Raw genomic sequence first — 18148 nt, forward strand, 5'->3', positions numbered from 1 at the left:
GCGGGCGGCCCCATGACCGGGTCTGCCCGGAGGGCCCGGTCGCTGCGTCGGCGGCGGACCCCTGCACCGTACAGTTCAACGACCAGGGGTCACGGCCCGGTGACGGTCAACGCCCCGCAGTGCCCTGTTTCGTACCACCCGGCGAGGCCGTTCCGGCCGCGGTGGGTACCGGCGCCGGAGCGCCGTCGCGCAGTGCGGTGAACAGTTGCGCCGCCTCGGGCTGCTTGAGCGCGACCCGGTTGGGGTCCGGCGCGTAGTCGGTCAGCGGCGGCGTGGTGAAGTCGATCCGGTCCAGTGGGATGCCGCGCAGGCCGTTGGCGAAGTCGTACAGACTCACCAACGAGTTGATCCCGGAGTCGGTGGTGATCGCCTTGGTCGCGGCGTCCATCACGTTGTACGCCTTGGCCGGGTTGGTCAGCAGGTTCTCGTCCTGGACCTTCTTGATCAGCGCCTTGAGGAACTCCTGCTGGCGGGCGATCCGCTGGATGTCGCTGCCGTCACCCATGCTCTTGCGCACCCGGACGAAGCCGAGCGCCTGCTCGCCGTTGAGGTTGACGTCGCCGGCGGGCAGTCGCAGGTGCGCGGCCTTGTCGTCGATCGGCTGGGCGATGTGCATCGGTACGCCGCCGAGCGCGTCCACGACCTTCTTGAAGCCGGTGAAGTCGATGGTGATCTGGTGGTCGATGCGCGCGCCGGTGAGCCGTTCCACGGTGGCGGCCACGCACGGCACGCCGCCGACCTCCATCGCGCTGTTGAACTGGCCGAAGTAGGCGCGCTCGGTGCCACCCGCGGCGGTCCGGCACGAGGGCACGTTCACCATCAGGTCGCGCGGGAAGCTGACCGCGGTCGCGCTCTTCCGGCCCTGCGGCACGTGCAGCAGGATCGTGGTGTCCGAGCGCTGGCTGCCGCTGTCGTCCTTCCCGTACTCGGCGTTGTCGCCGGCCCGCGAGTCGGAGCCCACGAGCAGCACGTTCAGGCCGCCTGTGGGCGGCGGACGATCGGTGAGCTGGTCGGCGAAATCCTGGGTGCGGATGTTGCCGTTGAGGCGGTCGTACAGCCACCAGCCGAAGCCGCCGGCGGCGAGCAGGACGGCGACGAGCCCGCCGGCGGTCCAACCGAGGATGCGCCGCCGGCGGCGTCGCCGGTCCCGGGCGCGCCGTTCTATGCGGCTGGGGCTCTCCTGCCCCGGCTCCTCGGCCGACGTCCCCGGAACGGCAGATGCCGCCGGGGACGTCTCGTCCTTGTCCTGCACGTCGTCGTCGCCTTCGTCGGGCCCCCGCGCTCGATGTGCGCTCGGCTCGATGGCCCGAAGTACGCGCACAACTACACAATCATACGTTCTTCCGATCTTTACACGCCGAATGACGCCAATTGGTTCCCACCCCCACCACCGGCAACCCTCGAAGGCCGCGAAACGGGGCGGGCGGCGGGTGGTGGCGGGTCGACGGCTACGGCGTGGCCGTTCCGGTGGCCTTGGCGGCGGCTCGGTCGCCGAGGACACCGAGGGCCACGTCGACGATGCGGCCGAGGCGTTCGAGTTCGGTGCGGTGGAAGGCCGGGCCCTCGTGTCGGACCACGTACAGGGTCAGCCACGAGGCGCCGATCGGTGCGGCCGCGCCGTGGCCGCTCGCGTCACCCTCGTAGGCGAAGGCCAGCGGGCGCATCGGGGTGAGCGCGGGCAGCGCCGGCGCCTCCGGGGCCCGCCAGCTCTGGTGCACCAACTGCCGGCCGCGACCGCCCCGGGTGGCGACCGCCCAATCGGCGTGGAAGAGCGTGGGCGCGGCGTCGATCAGCGTGGCCACCGCGCGCCCCGGATCGCGCGCCACCTGGCCGAGCACGTCCAACTCCGGCGCCGACCCGGGCACCTCGCCGGCCGCCCAGCAGCCTTCGACCCGGACTCCCACCGATCGCTCCATCGCCGCGACCAGCGCGGCGATGTCCCGCTCACCCGCCCAGGAGACGGTGAACTCGTCGACCGCGCGACCGCCGTGTTGTTCGAGGACGGTCATCTGCATCACGTCGGCGCCCGCCGCACCCAGCAGTTGCGTGACCCGCGCGAGTGATCCGGGTCGATCCGGCAGCGACACCCTCAGTCGGTACAGCACGCGACACCTCCTCCATCGACCTGCCCTTGTATCCTGACTCTTCCCCGTTTCGATCACGTTGCGTACATATGACGGTCCAAAGTGATCGTTTGACAACCCGTCAGAAACAGCGACGGCACACTCCCGCAACGTCCGTACCCAAGGCTCCCATCGACACCGACCCGGGTGTCGGTTCACGGCCGATCCGGTCCATCGCGAACTCGGCGTCGAGGTACGGCCGTTCCCGGGCCGGAACGCCGACGCGCGATCCACCGGTCGGACACGCGGGCGGGGCGCCCCCGAACCATCCGGTGGCGCCCCGCACACGTCGTGGCTACTTCTTCTTGTCGAGCTTCCCGGCCGATTCCCGGGTGGACTCGTCCGGCCGGCCCGACTCGTCCGGCTCGTCCGACTCATCCGAATCGGCGACCGCGGCAGCCTCCGCCGGCTGCGATGCCGGCTCCGAGTCCGCCGAGTCCGCCGAGTCCGCCGAGTCCGCCGGACGAGCCGGCGGACTGACGTGCGTCGGCTCGTCGTCGGGCGCCACGCTCGTCACCCGGGTCACCGCGCCCTCCGCCGGCTCGGGTGTCTTCGGGGCGACCTCGGCGACCGGTCGTCCCGCGTCCACGTCGGCATCCGAATCCACGTCCGCGTCCTCGGTCGGGCTCGTCCGTGCCTCCGGCGCGGCCGACACCGCCGCGTTCTCCTCGGTATCCGGGGCGAGCCCGGCCACCGGGGCGAACGCGGTGACGTCCCCGTCCGGTTCCGCGGGCGGCGGCACGGCGGCCGAGGCCCCGACCGAGACCACCTCGCCGGCTGCCGCCGGCGCGGCCGGCATCGGCGCGGCGGCCTCCGCCGACGCGGATGCTCCGCCGGCCGGCGAAGCAGCCGGTGCGGGCCGCTTCGCCTTCGACAACCGACCGGGCTTCGGCGGTTTCGCCGCCTTGGCCGGCTTCGGCGGCTTGGGATCCTTCGCCGGCCGCCCGGCCCGTACCGAGGTGTTGCCCACCGCCGTGGCGAACACCGGCGCCGGATCGTTGGCCTTGGGGCCGTACGTCCACCACATCAGCCCACGCCGGGCGTTCTCGCTGTCCGGATGTTGTTCGCCGAGCGCTCGGGCGCAGTCCGCGACCAACTGGGTCAGCAGCGTCCGGGCGCCCATCGGATCGCCGGACTCGCCGGTCCAGTGCGCGTGGTTGTGCCGGATCACCAGCGTGTCGTGGTGGTCCGGCCCGAGCACGCGCGTGGCGTCCTCGACGAGTTGCATCAGCGCGTCCCGGGCCACCGACACGTCGCCGGCCTCCCCCGCCCACATCGCGCGGTCGTGGCGGGCGGTCAGCGCCGCGGGGTCGTCCGGCTCGTGCACCTCGCCGCGCTCGTCCGCGACCGCCGCCATCAACCGGGCCGCCTGGATCGTCTCGCCCGACCGGCCCACCCAGTGCGCGTGCTGGTGTCGGATGGTCAGCGTGTCCGGGTGCACCGGCCCGAGCGAGTCGGTCGCCTCCTCCACGATCGGTCGCAACATCCGGGCCGCGCCCGCGGCGTCACCCGCCTCGCCGATCCACCGGGCCCACCCGGCACGCACGTTCAGCGTCTCGGGATCGTCCTGACCGAGCACCAGGACACAATCGGCCGCCACGTCCCGCGCCAGCGACTCGGCGGTGACCGCGTTCCCGGACAGACCCAGGCAGTAGGCATGGTTGTGCCGGGCCAGGAGCGTGTCGGGATGCTGCGCGCCGAGCACGCGCGCGTAGTCGCCCGCGAGCTCGCCGAACATCCGAGCGGCCTCTGCGGGCCTGCCCTCGTCACCGACCACCCGGGCCCACGCGGCGCGCGCGTCGAGCGAACCGGGGTGATCGGGCCCGAGTTCCCGCATCCGGGTCTCGGCCTCGGCCCTCAGTTTCTGTATCTCCTGCTCGTTCATCGCCGCTGATTCTCCCTCCTCCACCACAGGTGGCAAACCCGCGGTACCCCCTGATTGTGGGCGACGTGCACGGAGCCGACGTGGTTGCGCTCCCCCGGTACAACCGTACGGGGGAGCACATTGACCCATCAGTAGTGCGCACTCACAACTCCACGGCCGGTTTCAGCGCCGCCATCGTCCACATCCGCCGATGTCGGACCACGAACGTGGTCGCGATCAGCGCGACCACCAGATACCCGCCGAGCACCGCGAAGGCGACCGCCAAACGCTCGCCCTCACCACCCGTGAGGGTGACCCGCAACCCGTTCACCAGGTACGTCATCGGCAACACCGGATGCAGCGCCTGGAACGGTTCGGGCGTCGTGGTCACCGGGTACAGCCCGCCGCACGAGGTGAGCTGGAGCATCAGCAGCACCAGGATCAGCACGTCGCCCACCGCGCCGAGCGCGGCCCGCAGGAACTGCGCGATGGCCACGAACGTCACCGCGGCCAGCGCGATCAGCAGCAGGCTCAGGCCCGGATCGTCGGCGTCCAGGCCGAGCCCGAGCTGCACCACCGCGTACAGCACGTACGCGCCGAGCAGGCCCAGGGCCGCGGCCGGCAGCCAGCCGGCGATCGCCACCTTGACCGCGCCCGCCCGGCCCGCGAGCGCGCGCGGGTTGTACGGGCGCAGGAGCAGATACCCGACCAGGCCGAACACCCACAGCGCGATGCCGAAGAAGAACGGCGCCAGTCCCCGGCCGTACAACACCGCCGGATGCGCGTTCGTCACCTCGATCACCACCGGCGCGCCGAGCACCCGCGCGTCGGCACCGGCGTCCCGCGCCGGCGGCGGGGCCGGCACCGAGGCGTTCAACCCGTCCAGGTCGCCCGCGAGCTGCTCGGCGCCCTGCCGCACCTGCTCCGGCGGCACGACGCCCACGCCGCCCGCCAGTTGCCGCGCGCCGTCCGCCGACCGGGCCAATTGCTCCTTGAGCGCTCCGGTCTGCCCGTACGCCTGCTGCACCAGGGTGCTCTGCGTGGTGGCCGAGATCTGCTGCTGGAGCTGCGTCTTGGCGACCTCGGCCATCTTGCCGATGATGAAGCCGTTGGCGTCGTCGAGGTTCATGAACAACGTCGCCTGCCGGGGCTGCGCCGAGGCCGTGCTCGCCAGCGTCGCGCTGAAGTCCGCGGGCACGGTGACCACGAAGTGGTAGTCGCCGTCCTCCAGTCCCTCGCGGGCGTCCTTCGCGTCGGTGACCCGCCACTGGAAGTTCCGGTCCGTCCGGATCACCTCGGTCAACCGACCACCCGCGTCCAGGTGCTGCCCGCGCACGTCCACCGGCCGATCCTCGTTCACGAACGCGACCGGGACATGGTTCAGCCGACCGTACGGATCCCAGTTGGACCACAGGTAGAGCGCGCCGTACAGGGTCGGCACCAGCATCAGCATGACCGGGACCAGACGGGGCAACGGGCCCCGGAAGCGCCGTAGTTCGAACCAGGCCAGGCGCAGCACACCCATCAGGCGATACCGCCTCTCGGGTACAGGTGGTGTCCGGGCAGGTCCACCACCGCGTCGGCACCGGGCGGCGCCTCGGTCGCGGTGACCACCACGGTGACACCGGTGTCGGCCAGCTCGCGCAGGGCCCGCCACGCGCGGGAGAGATCGGCGCCCGCGATGCCGCTGTCCACGTCGTCCACCAGGACCGCGCCCGGATGCGTGGCCGCGGCCAGCGCGACCGAGAACAACAACTGCTCGACCGCGGCCAGGTGCTCGACCAGGACGTGACCGGGCGGATCGATCCGCAGCAGGTCGTACATCCGCGTCAGCGCGGGCTCGGTGGGCCGGCCGTCGCCGATGGCCCGGCGTTCGGCCACGGTCTCGGACACGAACAGGTGCGGTTCCAGGTCCAGGCCGGGCCGGGCGCGGGCGAGCGCGGTGTGCGCCCGGGCGGTCGCGGCGCTTCGACTGCCCGCGACGGTCACGCTGCCCGAGTGGGTGCGGAACCGGCCGCCGAGCGCGAGCAGCAGCGAGGTGCGGCCGGCGCCGGCGGGTCCCACGAGCACGGTCAGGCCGGCCGCGGGCGCGGTCAGCCGGACGTCGCGAAAGATCGTGCCGTCCGGTCCGTGCGCGGCCAGGCCGACCGCGCTGATCTCCACCCCGGAGGTGGCTGTGGACACGGGTCTCCCTCTGTCGGTGGACGTCCACCGAGGAGTAACCGGTCCACCGGTTGCCAAACGGGCGAAACGGATGACAATGCCGCGCGAGCCCGCCTGACGAAGCGTCGGATGCGGCTCTGCCGGACTCGTGGCGCGGTGCCGGGCGAAGGTTCGGACGCGGCGTCAGCCGCGCTGCTCCGGCAGCGGCTCGGCGAGCCGGTCCAGGTCGAACTCGCCGTCGCGCACGCCGAGCACGAACGCGGTCCACTCGCCCTCGGTGAACCGCAGGATCGGCCCCTCCGGGTGGATCGAGTTGCGCATCGCCATGCCGCCGCCGGGCAGTTCGGCGGTCTCCACGATCCCCTCGCCGGTGGTGTCCTCGCCGTAGCCGATCCACGTGACACCGCTGATGTCCATGGCGTACAGCGCGGCCTTCTCGTCGTCCAACTGCTGCCGCGACGGCTGCTCGGACTCGCCGGTGCTCATGATCGAAACCTCCCGATGACGCGTACGTGACGCTTTGGTGACCGCACGCTACGCCGCGTGCGGCGCCGCACACAACGCGAACGCCGACATCGGGCGCGGCATCGGGCCTCGGGGCGAGCACCGACGCACAACGAGCGAGGTCCCGGGACACTCGCGTGTCCCGGGACCTCGTATGGGGTGAGTGACGGGACTTGAACCCGCGACTTCCTGGACCACAACCAGGTGCTCTACCAGCTGAGCTACACCCACCATCGCCGAGGCGTTTCCGTCCCGGCGAGGAAAAGTGTACAGGCTCGCGGAGGCTGCTCGCCGCAGGGTTTCCGGGAGCCCGCGCCCGGGCCGATTCTCAGGCGCGTTCGGCCGGCTTGTGCCCGTACTTGGCCGAGATCGCCTTGGCGGTGTCGCTGTCCGGACCGGGATCCGGGACGAAGATCGCCTCGCGGTAGTACCGCAGTTCCTCGATGCTCTCGTGGATGTCGGCCAGCGCGCGGTGGTTGCCGGCCTTCTGCGGGCTCTGGAAGTAGACCCTGGGATACCAGCGGCGGGCCAGTTCCTTGATCGAGGAGACATCGATCACCCGGTAGTGCAGGAAGCCCTCCAGGTCGAGCATGTCCCGGGCGAGGAAGCCCCGGTCGGTGCCGATCGAGTTGCCGCACAGCGGCGCCTTGCGGCCGTCCGGGACGTACTTCTTGATGTACGCGAGCACCTCGGCCTCGGCCTCGGCCAGGCTGACGCCCGCCTCCAGCTCCTCCAGCAGACCTGAAGCGGTGTGCATTTTGCGCACCACATCGGGCATGCCGGCCAGCGCCTCGGCGGGCGGGCGGATCACGACGTCGACACCGTCACCCAGGATGTTGAGTTCGGAGTCGGTGACGAGGGCCGCCACCTCCACCAACGCGTCCCGGGACAGGTCGAGTCCGGTCATCTCACAGTCGATCCAGACCAAGCGGTCGCTCATGGGGTCACCCTACGGCCCGGGCACACACCTCCTCGTCCCCGGTCTCCTCCGGGCTGCGGGTGCGGAAGGTCTCCCGGTAGGAGGCCGGCGGCACGCCCAGTTGTTTGCGGAAGTGGCCGCGCAGCGCGACCGGCGAACGGAACCCGCAACGACGCGCGATCTCCTCGACCTGGAGATCGGTGGTCTCCAGCAGCCGCTGGGCCTGGAGCACCCGCTGGGTGAGCAGCCACTGCAGCGGGGCGCTGCCGGTGAGCGTGCGAAAGCGCCGGTCGAAGGTACGCCGACTCATGTACGCGCGGGTCGCCAACTGCTCGATGTCGAAGCGCTCGGCCAGGTTCTCCAGCGCCCACGAGATGACCGTGGCCAGCGGGTCGCCGCTGATCTCCTCCGGCAGGGTCAGGTCCATGTACTGGGCCTGACCACCGATCCGGTGGGCCGGCACGACCAGCCGGCGGGCGAGCGCGTTGGCCGCGTCCGGACCGTGGTCGAGACGGACCAGATGCAGGCACAGGTCGATGCCGGCCGCGGTGCCGGCGCTGGTGAGGATGTCGCCGTCGTCGACGTACAGCTCGCGCGGGTCGACCCGGACCTTCGGGTAGCGCTTGGCCAGCGCGGGCGCGTACATCCAGTGGGTGGTCGCCGGACGGTCGTCCAGCAGGCCGGCGGCGGCGAGCACGAACGCGCCGCCGCACAGGCCGACGATCCGGGCTCCCTCGCGGTGCGCCCGGCGCAGCGCCTCCAGGACGGGGGGTGGCGGCATCCGCGACGGCGAGTGCCACGCGGGCACGATCACAGTGCCGGCCCGGGCGAGGGCGTCGAGGCCGTACGGCGCGATCAGTTCGACGCCGCCGGTGGTGCGGAGCGGTCCGGGTTCGGCCGCGCACACCAGTAATCGGTAGTTCGGCACGCCGGCGTCGCGTCGATCCACACCGAACACCGATATCGGGATCGAGCTCTCCAGGATCGGCGAGTTCGCGAACAGCAGCACCGCGATCGTGTCCGGGCGGCGCCGACCCAGCAGCGGGCGCTCCCGCCCCGGGGCCAGCACGCCCTCGGCGTCGGGGTCGTACTCACCGTCCAAGTCGATGTCGTCGGCGAGGTCGGCGTCGTCCTCGATCGAGTCGCCTTCGGGCGGGGCCTCGGACAGCACCGTGGACGCCGCGACGATCACCACCGTGTCCTCGTCGCCGACCGGGACGGCGTCGACCGCGTCGGGCGCGGCCGGGTGGTCGGCATCGGCCACGCGGGCTCGCCCCCGTCGCCGGTCCTTGCGGCTGTCGATCCTGCTCATGGCCCCGATCGCCCCCTTCACCCCTCACGCCCCAGTAGGTCACAGGCGTCACTCACGTAACCCAAGATCGGAACTTACTCTCTCTTACCTTGTCTATGCATGGTGTTCTCTACGTGACGTTATGTAGATATGCACGTTTGTGACGGTGGTCACATCGCGGAACTTGTCGACATTCACTCCCGCTGTCAGACTCCCGGGCGCCGGCGGGCCGCGTGCAGCAGGTGCAGGGCCGCCTCCGGGAGCTCGCGGCCGCGCGGCCAGACCGCCCGCAGGACCCGGTCCAACGCGGGCAGATCGGCCACCGGGACGGCCACCAGGCGCCCCTCGGCGAGGTCCTCGCGCACCGCGAGATCGGACAGCACGGCGGGCGCGGACCCGGCGATCGCCGCCGAGCGCAGCGGTGCGGTCGCGCCCAACTCCAGGGCCGGGACGGCCACTCCGTCGTAGGCCGCCAGCGCCCGCTCCAGCGTCTCCCGGGTGCCCGAGCCCGCCTCGCGCAGCAGCAGCGGCGTCGCGGCCAGTTCGGCCGCGGCGATCGGGCGTCGGCGCCGCGCCCACGGGTGGGTCGGCGCGACCACCACCACGAGCCGATCCCGGCCCACCGCCGCCGACTGCAGGTCGCGCGGGACCCACGGCCCCTCCACGAAGCCGAGATCCGCCTCGCCCGCCCGCAGCGCCTCGATCACGTGCAGGCTGTTGGTCACCTGGAGCCCCACGTGCACCCCGGGCACCGCCTCGCGCAGCATGGTCAGCCAGCCGGGCACCAGGTGCTCGGACACGGTCAGGCTCGCCGCGACCCGCAGCCGGTCCTGCTGCCGGGCCTTGAGCGCCGCCGCGCCCTCCACGAGCGCGTGCGCCTGATCGAGCACGCCGCGCGCCCAGTCGGTGATCACCAGCCCGGCCGCGGTGGGCACCGAGCCGGTGGTGCTGCGCTCCAGCAGCCGCACCCCGAGCCGCCGCTCCAGGGTGCGCATCCGCGCGCTGGCCGAGGGCTGGCTGATGCCGAACCGGCGGGCCGCGCTGCCGAGGCTGCCGCTCTCGATCACCGCGACGAGCAGTTCGAGGGTGTACAGGTCGGGCAGTCGGTCCGAGGGGCGCGCCGGCGAGCTCATAGCCAAACCCTATGACCTGCCAGGCAAGCGACCGCTACCCGCGCGAGGCCGGCGGGCCGAGGGTGGTGATCATGACCCTGACGGCCGCGCACCGCGCCCACCCCGAGCACCTTTCGGCCACCGCCGCGACGAACCGGTCGCGATTGTGGCCGGGGCTGCTCGCGGCGGCGGTGGCGGTGGCGGCGAGTTGGGGCGCGCACCGTGTCTGGCCGCAACTACCGATGCTCACGGTCACCGTCGCACTGGGCATCCTGGCCGCCAACGTGCGGGCGCTGCCCGCCGCGACCGCACCGGGACTGGGCTTCGCGGGCAAACGGCTGATGCGCGCCGGCATCGTGCTGCTCGGGCTCAAGCTCGCGCTGGGCGACATCGTCGGGCTCGGCTTCGCGCCCGTGGCGATGGTGATCGCGGTGGTCGTCCTGACCTTCTTCGGCACCCGGTGGCTGGGACGGCGGATGGGCCTGCCCGGTGATCAGCCGCTGCTGATCGCGACCGGCTTCTCGATCTGCGGCGCGTCCGCCGTGGCCGCGATGAACGGCGTCAGCGACAGCGACGAGGAGGACGTGGTCACCGCCGTCGCGCTGGTCACCCTGTGCGGCAGCCTGGCCATCGCCGTGCTGCCGCTGCTGCGGGCGCCGCTGGGCCTGGACGTCGTGCGCTACGGCGGCTGGGTCGGCGCGAGCGTGCACGACGTCGGCCAGGTGGTCGCCGCGGGCGGCGTGGCCGGGCCGGTCGCGCTGCACACCGCGGTCGTGGTCAAGCTGATGCGGGTGTTGCTGCTGGCGCCGATCGTCGTGGGCACCGGGTACGCGCTGCGCCGCCGGGCCGCGCGGAGCGGCGACACCGGGCCCGAGGGCGCGCGGCGGCCGGCGCTGATGCCGCTGTTCGTGGTCGGCTTCCTGGCCATGGTCGCCGTGCGCGGCACCGGCCTGCTGCCCGCCTCGGCGCTGGAGGTCGCGGGTATCGCGCAGGACCTGCTCCTGGCCGCCGCGCTGTTCGGCCTGGGCAGCATGGTCGATCTGAGCCGGCTGGTGCGTACCGGTTGGCGCGCGCTGCTCCTGGGCTTCGCGTCCTGGGGGCTGATCGCCGGCGCGGCCTACGGCGGCGTGCTGCTCACCCTGTGAGGCCCGCTCACCGGGTGAGGCTCGCTCACCGGGTGAGGCTCGCTCACCGGGTGAGGCCCGCGCGGCCGTGCGCACCCGCCGCCGTGCCGTCCCGCCCCAAGCCGCCGGAGCCGCCGGAGCCGCCCGGCGAGGGTGCCGTGGCCGCGACACGCACGCGTCCGGAAGTACGTCGAACCCGCCGACGGCCCGGCGCGTGACGGGCCGTCAGACAGGTTCGACGTCGGCGCCGCGGCGCGGGTCGGCGTGAGGGAGGGTCGGCGTCCAACCTGCGGATCGCCGCCCGTTTCGACGCGGTCGCCCGGACGCACGGTGTCGTCCTGACCAACGCTCGGGCGGGGTCCGGGGTAACGCCCGTTCCCTCCTGCGGCGTCAGCGCGCACCCCCGAACGGTCCCGGGCGCCCGCCCCGAACGGCCCTGCGGCCCGCTCCGGTGCGGCCCCGCGGCCGGCCCGAACGGGCCCGATCCGGGGTGCGCGCCGGGGCCGCCGACCGCCCTCCGTGAGCGTCGCGAACCGACCGCGACCGGATCGCGATCACCCACACGGCCTCCCGGGTCTCCCCATTCAGGGCGTTGTCCGGCTAATGTGCGTGTCTCGCCGAGGCTTTGTCGGGGGCGCCATCCCCGTGCGTGGTCCGGCGGAACGCTTCATGCCCCGCCCGGCACGCGTCGTGGTGTCTTTTTTGTCCGGGAGAACCCCGGTTGGCACTTCGAATGTGCGGGTCGGCGCAGTAATCTGGTTCAGGAAGCCCCGAGGCGCCCCTCCACAGCAAAGACGCCCGATTCCCATGGCTGCTTTCGAGTTCAGTGACCTTCCGGACGGCACACCGTTGCTCCGTCCCGACTCTCCTCATCAACGCGATCCCGCGTTCCAACACCCGGTCGTGGTCGGTTTCGACGGGTCCGAGTCCAGCGAGCGCGCGCTCGCGTACGCGTCCGGCATGGCGCGCAGACTCGGCGGCGGACTGGTGATCGTGCACGTGGCCAACCGCATTCCGGCCACCGTGTGGGCCGGCTGTGAGCCGCCGGTCTTCATCGATGTGCCGGACAGTCGTTCCGAGGCCCTCGGTCTCGAGCTGGCGTGCGCGGATCACCTCAGCGACGTGCCGTGGATCCTGGTCGAGCGCGGGGGTGACATCTGCCACGAGATCGAGGACGTCGCGCGCGAGTTCACCGCCGACGCGATCGTGGTCGGTGGGTCCACCGGGCTGGCCAGCCGCATCTTCGGTTCGGTCGCGTGCCGGTTGGTCAAGCACGCCAAGCGACCGGTCGTCGTGATTCCCTGACCACCGCCGTACACCGGGTCCGCCCGCCCGCGGACCGCCGGGACGTCGTTTCCGGGCCTTTCCCGCGCCTTTCGGGTCACCGTGTGATCGAACCTCGAACGCATCTGCATTACGTTGGCCGCGGACACGGGGCACGAGGATCGCGAGGCACGAGGTTGGCGGAGTACCGGATCGAGGACCTCGCCCGCGAAGGGGGCACGACCGTACGCAACGTACGGGCGTACCAGGATCGCGGGCTGTTGCCGCGGCCGAGGCGACAAGGACGGGTGTCCCTGTACGACGACGGCCACCTGGGCCGACTCCGGCTGATCGGCCAGTTGCTGGAGCGCGGGTACAGCCTGGTCAGCATCAAGGAGCTGCTCGACGCCTGGGACGGCGGGCGCAGCCTCGGCGGGGTGCTGGGCCTGGTCGCCGAGGCGAGCGGTCCGTGGAGCGACGAGGCGCCGGAGCGGATGACCCGGGCCGAGTTGATCGCGATGTTCGGCGGTCTGTCCGATCCGGTCGCGCTCGCGGCGGCGGTGCGGCTGGGCCTGCTCGAACCCGAGGACGACTCGCTGACCGTGTTCCGGGTGCCCAGTCCGCGCGAACTCGCGGTGGGTGCCGAATTGCACGCGGCGGGGGTGCCGGTGGCCGCGGTCACCGAACAGCTCCGGATGTTGCGCGCGGCGATGGAGCACGTGGCCGAGGGTTTCGGCCGGTTGATGGAGTCGCACCTGCTGCCCGCCGACGGCGACGCGGACGAGACGGCGGAGATGATCCGCCGGATGCGTCCGCTGGCGCTGCGCGCGGTGGAGGCCGAGCTGGCCCGGGCCATGCGCCGCACGGCCGCGCGCCGGCTCGGCGAGGAGCTCGGGAAGGTCCTGCGCGAGGAGCCCGCGCCGACCCGGGGCGGCCCGGAGCCGGTCGACGACGAGGAGCCCGCGCTCGATCGGCACCCCTTCATGTCGGACGCGTGGATAGCGGCGGTGTCCCGGCTCAGCCGGCTGATCACCCCCGATCCGGAGAAGCGCACGCCGCATCCGGCGATCGTGGACATCGTGGTGAGCGACGTGCCGGACCGGGACGACCCGGCCGAACTGCACCTGGACGTCTTCCAGGGGCGCGTTCTGGTCCGACCCGGGCTGTTGCCGGGCCCGGATCTGATCGTGCACATGGACTACGACACCGCGCGCCGGGTGATCCTGCTCAACGACCGCCACGCGCCGCGCGAGGCGCTGGCCACCGGCCGGATGACCGCGCGGGGCGACCTGTTCGGGCTGACCGTCTTCCGCGAGGCGCTGGCCGGGCTTTCGAACTGGGACCTGGGCGCGGTGCTGCGCGAGCTGACCGCGGGCGAGGGCGCGACCGGCGTGGCCGGGTAGCCCCGGACCCGCACGGCCGTGCGGGTCCCGGGCCGTGGGGCCGGCGGCGACCCCTGCCCGGTGGTGCCGGCCCGCGCCCGGGGATTCAGGCCCGGATGCGGCGCAGGAGCTGTTCCACGTAGTCGTGGAACAGCGTCGCCATGTCCACCTGCTCGGGGTCGAGCAGCCATTGCAGTTGCAGGCCGTCCATCATCGCGAACACCTGCGCCGCGACCGCGTGCGGATCGATGTCCGCGCGCAGCTCGCCGCGGGACCGTCCGGCCTCCAGGGAGGCGGTCAGGCTCGCGCGCAGCACCGCGTAGCGCCCCTGGGCCCAGCCGTGCGCGGGGTGGTCGGTGGTCACCGCCTCGCCGGTGAGCACGGTGAAGAGCTGGACCAGGCCGGGGATGTCGCGGTTGTGCTCGGCGAGTTCGATGAGCTTGGCCAGGGCCGCCTCGCCGCCCAGCGGGAGCACGCCCACGTCCAGGTGCTCCATGTCCATGCGGTCGCGCAGGTCGAGCACCGCCACGAGCAGTTCCTGCTTGCTGCGGAAGTGGTGCAGCAGGCCGGCCTGGGTCAGCTCGGCGCGCTCGGCGATCCGGGCCAGCGAGGTGCCCCGATAGCCGTTCTCGGCGAACTCTTGGAGCGCGATGTTGAGGATGCGCGTACGCCGGGCATCGCCGGACGCGTAGCCGCGCCCGCGCGCTCGCGCCCGGGTGGCCCGGGTGGGGGTCGGGGTCGGGGTGCCGGGCATCTCGTCCCGTTGCGCGTCCATGAGCTCATCCTGCCGTGTCCCGAAACGGGCTCGTCGAGGTGTGTGTCACGTCAAGATAACAAAGCTACCGCACAATAGGTTTTTGTGGTTACCGTACGAACGGATCCCCGGCCGACCCGACCGGCGGGTCGCCCGGGATGCGGGTCGATCAGGAACGCGAGCGGAAGGCAGACGATGGCGTCTCACACCACACCCACCGGCAACGAGGCCACGGACGACGAGCTGCGCGACCTGGTGGCGCGGCTGACCCTCGAGGAGAAGTTGTCCCTCGTGGTCGGCGAGGACTTCTGGTCGCTCCCGGAGATCCCGAGCATCGGCCTGCGCAAGCTGCGCGTGTCCGACGGCCCGGTCGGCGTCCGCGGCGTCACGTGGGACGAGCGCGACACCTCGCTGCTGTTCCCCAGCCCCACCGCGCTGGCCGCCGCGTGGGACCCCGAGGTCACCCGCCGGGCCGGCTTCGTAATGGGCGCGCAGACCCGCGACAAGGACATCCACGTCCTGCTGGCGCCCACCGTGAACCTGCACCGCAGCCCGCTCGGTGGCCGGCACTTCGAGTGCTACTCCGAGGACCCGCTGCTCACCGCGCGGATCGCGACCGCCTTCATCGAGGGTGTGCAGTCCGCCGGCGTCGGTGCCACGATCAAGCACTTCGTGGGCAACGAGACCGAGGACGACCGGATGTCCTACGACTCGCGGATCGACGAGCGCTCGCTGCGCGAGGTCTACCTGGTGCCGTTCGAGGAGGCCGTCCGCACCGGCCGGGTGTGGCTGGTGATGAGCGCGTACAACCAGGTCAACGGCGAGACGATGACCGAGAATTCGCGACTGGTCAACGGCGTCCTCAAGGACGAGTGGGGCTTCGACGGGGTGGTGGTCTCGGACTGGATGGCGGTTCGCTCGACCGAGGCCGCCGCGGCCGGCGGCACCGACATCGCGATGCCCGGTCCGACCGAGGTGTGGGGTGAGCCGCTGCTCGCCGCCGTGCGCGAGGGCCGGGTCGCCGAGGCGCTGATCGACGAGCGGGTCACCCGGATCCTGCGCCTCGCCGCGCGCGTGGGCGTGCTGGGCGAGCGCACCCCGGCCACGACCACCACTCCGGACGACGCGGTCGCCACCCTGCGCGCGATCGCCGCGCGGGCGATGGTGCTGCTGGGCAACGACGGCACCCTGCCGCTCGACCCCTCGGCGCTGTCCCGCGTCGCGCTGATCGGGCCGAACGCGCTGCGGCTGTCCGCGCAGGGCGGCGGCAGCGCGCACGTGAACCCCTCGCGTGTCGTCTCGATCCCCGACGGCCTGCGGGCCGCGCTCGGCGAGGGCGTCGAACTGACGCTGACCGAAGGCGCCTTCACCCACCGCGCGCTGGCCGACCTCTCGCTCGACAGTGCCCGCGACCCGGAGAGCGGCGAGCCGGGCCTGCGCGCCGAGTTCCTCGACGCCGAGGGCACCGTGCTCTCCTCCGAGCACCGGCTGGGCTCCAGCCTGATGTTCTGGCCGGACAACGTCCCGGCCGGGGCGACCGTGATCCGGCTGCGGGTGAGCGTGACCCCGACCGTGTCCGGCACCAACATCCTGGACGTGCGCGGCGCGGGCCGCTTCGAGGTCACCATCGACGGCGCGACCCGCACCGTGGACATGACCGCGCCCGAGGGCACCGACGTGATCGAGACGATCATGCGCCCCGAGGCCACCCGGATCGAGATCGAGGCGACGGCCGGCACGCCGGTGGAGATCCGGGTCGACTTCAGCCAGGGCGGGCAGTTCTTCATGGCCGCGCTCGGCCTGGGCTGGGCGGACCCGCGCCGGTCCGAGGACGCCGAGTTGCACGCCGCGGTCGAGGCCGCGCGGGCCGCCGACGTCGCCGTGGTCGTGGTCGGCACCACCGACGACATCGAGTCCGAGGGCTTCGACCGCGCGGACCTGGCCCTGCCCGGCCGCTCGGACGAGTTGGTCCGGCGGGTCGCGGCGGTCAACCCCAGGACCGTCGTGGTGGTCAACGCGGGCTCGCCCGTGCTGATGCCGTGGCGGGACGAGGTCGCCGCCGTGGTGTGGGCGTGGCTTCCGGGCCAGGAGGGCGGCGCCGCGCTGGGCGACGTGCTCACCGGCGTGGCCGAGCCGGGCGGTCGACTGCCCACGACCTACCCGGCGGCCGCCGCCGACGTACCGGTCTACTCCACCGCCCGGGTGGACAACGAGCACCACTACGCGGAGCAGTCCAGCAACATCGGCTACCGCGCCTGGGCACTGGGCGATGCCGCGCCCGCGTACCCGTTCGGGCACGGTCTGGGGTACACGACCTGGGCGTACGAGGGCGTGACGGTCAAGGGCGACGCGAGCGGCGTGACCGTGGAGGTCACCGTGGCCAACACCGGCGAGCGGACGGGCCGCGAGGTCGCGCAGGTGTACCTGGAGACCGCCGACGGCACGCTGATGGGCCGGCCGGAGCCGATCCGCCTGGTCGGGTTCGCCTCGATCGAAGCCGGCCCGGGCGCCCGCGTCACTGCCACGGTCGAGCTCGACGCGCGCACCCTGGCCCGCTGGGACGAACAGGGCGCGGCGTGGGTCACCACTCCGGGCACGTACACGCTGCGTGTCGGTCGCTCGCTCGGCGACCTGCGACTGAGCGCGGACCTCGCGCTCTAGACCCGGGCCCGGCGCGCCGGCGCCGCACTCCGGGCCGGGAGGCGCTCGCCCCTCGGCCCGGGTCGACGCGGTGCGGCTCGCCCCCCTCGGACACGGCCGCGTCGGCCGGGGAGTCACGGCCCCGACCGACGCGGCCGTTCGCGTGCGCGCCGCGGCGGCTCGACCGGCTCGGGCGCCGTGACGGCTCCGGCGGTGGAACGGGGCCGTCCGGCCCCCGTGCGTGTGGCGGGTGGGACCGGTGGGACGATCACGGCATGCGACTTCCTCGCGCCCGGCGGCGGATCCCGATCGCGCTCGCGCTGATCCTGCTGTCGGCGGGCTGCGCCGGCTTCGGCGCCCCGGACACCGAGGACTCGGCGGTGATCTCCGCGGACGGCGTGCGCAGGGTCCCCGCGGGCAAGCGCACCCCGGCGCCGAACCTGTCCGGTGAGACGCTCACCGGCGAACGCCTCGAGATCGCGTCGTTGCGCGGCCGGGTCGTGGTGCTGAACCTGTGGGCCTCGTGGTGTGCCCCGTGCCGGGGCGAGGCACCGGCCCTGCAACGGGTCTACGCCGATCTGCGGCCCTCCGGGGTGGAGTTCGTCGGTCTGAACACCAGCGAGTCGACCCGGGAGAACGCGCGGGCCTTCGAGGCCCGCTTCGGCATCGGCTACCCGAGCCTGTGGGACCCCGACAACCGCAACGTCCTTAAGTTCGGCACGTACGTCAACGCCGCGGCGCTCCCCAACACCGTGGTGCTCGACCGCTCCGGCGCGATCGCCGCGTCCGTGATCGGCAGGGTCACCGAGGGTCGACTCCGCGACGTGCTGACCCCGCTGCTCGCGGAGCCGGCCGGCTAGCCAGTGGCGAGGCCGCCCGGCGGAAACGGCAACCGAAGCGTGGCGGCCGGTCGGCACCGGATCGAAGTCCAGATAGAAGAGGTCGCCGTACGTCTCGTCGGTGAATCGGGACAGCACCGGGTCGAAATAGAGCATTCCGGAGAAACCCT

At 72.7% G+C, this 18148-nt stretch carries 15 protein-coding genes and 1 tRNA gene; 5 read left to right on the forward strand and 11 right to left on the reverse strand.

The window, feature by feature from the left end; translation table 11 throughout:
* Nucleotides 1-106: 106 nt before the first annotated feature.
* The 10 genes from ACWCPW_RS29010 to ACWCPW_RS29055 all read right to left on the reverse strand — a co-directional run bounded on the left by ACWCPW_RS29010 (nucleotide 107) and on the right by ACWCPW_RS29055 (nucleotide 9997).
* Nucleotides 107-1252: an LCP family protein gene (locus ACWCPW_RS29010; protein ID WP_449764535.1), complete on the reverse strand. Its 1146-nt coding sequence runs from the start codon at nucleotides 1250-1252 to the stop codon at nucleotides 107-109.
* A gap of 196 nt (nucleotides 1253-1448) precedes the next feature.
* The gene (locus ACWCPW_RS29015; protein WP_449764536.1) at nucleotides 1449-2105 is read right to left on the reverse strand and encodes an ACT domain-containing protein; all 657 of its coding nucleotides are present in this window, start codon (nucleotides 2103-2105) and stop codon (nucleotides 1449-1451) included.
* Nucleotides 2106-2418: 313 nt separating this feature from the next.
* Nucleotides 2419-4008, reverse strand: coding sequence for a tetratricopeptide repeat protein (locus tag ACWCPW_RS29020; protein WP_449764537.1), 1590 nt, complete (start codon nucleotides 4006-4008; stop codon nucleotides 2419-2421).
* Between the two features lie 142 nt (nucleotides 4009-4150).
* Nucleotides 4151-5512: a YhgE/Pip domain-containing protein gene (locus tag ACWCPW_RS29025; RefSeq protein WP_449764538.1), complete on the reverse strand. Its 1362-nt coding sequence runs from the start codon at nucleotides 5510-5512 to the stop codon at nucleotides 4151-4153.
* Entirely contained in the window at nucleotides 5512-6171 is a 660-nt protein-coding gene (locus ACWCPW_RS29030) for an ATP-binding cassette domain-containing protein (protein WP_449764539.1), read from the reverse strand. Before ACWCPW_RS29030 ends, ACWCPW_RS29025 begins: the two co-directional genes overlap by 1 nt.
* A 162-nt stretch (nucleotides 6172-6333) precedes the next feature.
* Nucleotides 6334-6636 carry a DUF397 domain-containing protein gene (locus ACWCPW_RS29035; protein WP_020550640.1) on the reverse strand — a complete coding sequence of 101 codons (303 nt, stop codon included), beginning with the start codon at nucleotides 6634-6636 and terminating at the stop codon, nucleotides 6334-6336.
* A gap of 173 nt (nucleotides 6637-6809) precedes the next feature.
* A tRNA-His gene (locus tag ACWCPW_RS29040) sits at nucleotides 6810-6885 on the reverse strand.
* A 97-nt stretch (nucleotides 6886-6982) separates the two neighbouring features.
* Entirely contained in the window at nucleotides 6983-7594 is a 612-nt protein-coding gene (orn, locus tag ACWCPW_RS29045) for an oligoribonuclease (protein ID WP_449764540.1), read from the reverse strand.
* Between the two features lie 4 nt (nucleotides 7595-7598).
* The gene (locus tag ACWCPW_RS29050) at nucleotides 7599-8885 is read right to left on the reverse strand and encodes a GlxA family transcriptional regulator (protein WP_395863141.1); all 1287 of its coding nucleotides are present in this window, start codon (nucleotides 8883-8885) and stop codon (nucleotides 7599-7601) included.
* Between the two features lie 185 nt (nucleotides 8886-9070).
* Nucleotides 9071-9997, reverse strand: a complete 927-nt coding sequence (locus ACWCPW_RS29055; RefSeq protein WP_449764541.1) for a LysR substrate-binding domain-containing protein — start codon at nucleotides 9995-9997, stop codon at nucleotides 9071-9073.
* 11 nt (nucleotides 9998-10008) lie between these two features.
* Between ACWCPW_RS29055 and ACWCPW_RS29060 the strand changes: the two genes are divergently transcribed.
* From ACWCPW_RS29060 to ACWCPW_RS29070, 3 genes are all read left to right on the forward strand, one after another.
* Entirely contained in the window at nucleotides 10009-11121 is a 1113-nt protein-coding gene (locus tag ACWCPW_RS29060; RefSeq protein WP_449764542.1) for a YeiH family protein, read from the forward strand.
* Between the two features lie 786 nt (nucleotides 11122-11907).
* A complete protein-coding gene (locus tag ACWCPW_RS29065; RefSeq protein WP_020550635.1) occupies nucleotides 11908-12405 on the forward strand; it encodes a universal stress protein in 498 nt (165 codons plus the stop codon).
* A gap of 83 nt (nucleotides 12406-12488) precedes the next feature.
* Entirely contained in the window at nucleotides 12489-13766 is a 1278-nt protein-coding gene (locus ACWCPW_RS29070; RefSeq protein WP_449764543.1) for a MerR family transcriptional regulator, read from the forward strand.
* An 85-nt stretch (nucleotides 13767-13851) separates the two neighbouring features.
* Here the strand turns inward: ACWCPW_RS29070 and ACWCPW_RS29075 are convergent, their stop codons facing one another.
* On the reverse strand, nucleotides 13852-14520 hold the full coding sequence (locus tag ACWCPW_RS29075) for a TetR/AcrR family transcriptional regulator (RefSeq protein WP_449764544.1): 669 nt from the start codon (nucleotides 14518-14520) through the stop codon (nucleotides 13852-13854).
* A 174-nt stretch (nucleotides 14521-14694) separates the two neighbouring features.
* On the opposite strand from ACWCPW_RS29075, the gene ACWCPW_RS29080 reads away from it, so the two are divergent.
* A complete protein-coding gene (locus ACWCPW_RS29080) occupies nucleotides 14695-17160 on the forward strand; it encodes a beta-glucosidase (protein WP_449764545.1) in 2466 nt (821 codons plus the stop codon).
* Nucleotides 17161-17414: 254 nt separating this feature from the next.
* On the forward strand, nucleotides 17415-17999 hold the full coding sequence (locus ACWCPW_RS29085; RefSeq protein ID WP_449764546.1) for a TlpA family protein disulfide reductase: 585 nt from the start codon (nucleotides 17415-17417) through the stop codon (nucleotides 17997-17999).
* The last annotated feature ends 149 nt before the right edge of the window (nucleotides 18000-18148 follow it).

Source organism: Embleya sp. NPDC001921 (assembly GCF_053594475.1).

Bases quoted from the DNA above. Each gene is read 5' to 3' on its own strand.
- ACWCPW_RS29020 (WP_449764537.1), bottom strand. From the start codon at position 4,008: ATGAACGAGCAGGAGATACAGAAACTGAGGGCCGAGGCCGAGACCCGG.
- ACWCPW_RS29025 (WP_449764538.1), bottom strand. From the start codon at position 5,512: ATGGGTGTGCTGCGCCTGGCCTGGTTCGAACTACGGCGCTTCCGGGGC.
- ACWCPW_RS29035 (WP_020550640.1), bottom strand. From the start codon at position 6,636: ATGAGCACCGGCGAGTCCGAGCAGCCGTCGCGGCAGCAGTTGGACGAC.
- orn (WP_449764540.1), bottom strand. From the start codon at position 7,594: ATGAGCGACCGCTTGGTCTGGATCGACTGTGAGATGACCGGACTCGAC.
- ACWCPW_RS29050 (WP_395863141.1), bottom strand. From the start codon at position 8,885: ATGAGCAGGATCGACAGCCGCAAGGACCGGCGACGGGGGCGAGCCCGC.
- ACWCPW_RS29055 (WP_449764541.1), bottom strand. From the start codon at position 9,997: ATGAGCTCGCCGGCGCGCCCCTCGGACCGACTGCCCGACCTGTACACC.
- ACWCPW_RS29060 (WP_449764542.1), top strand. From the start codon at position 10,009: ATGACCTGCCAGGCAAGCGACCGCTACCCGCGCGAGGCCGGCGGGCCG.
- ACWCPW_RS29065 (WP_020550635.1), top strand. From the start codon at position 11,908: ATGGCTGCTTTCGAGTTCAGTGACCTTCCGGACGGCACACCGTTGCTC.
- ACWCPW_RS29075 (WP_449764544.1), bottom strand. From the start codon at position 14,520: ATGGACGCGCAACGGGACGAGATGCCCGGCACCCCGACCCCGACCCCC.
- ACWCPW_RS29080 (WP_449764545.1), top strand. From the start codon at position 14,695: ATGGCGTCTCACACCACACCCACCGGCAACGAGGCCACGGACGACGAG.
- ACWCPW_RS29085 (WP_449764546.1), top strand. From the start codon at position 17,415: ATGCGACTTCCTCGCGCCCGGCGGCGGATCCCGATCGCGCTCGCGCTG.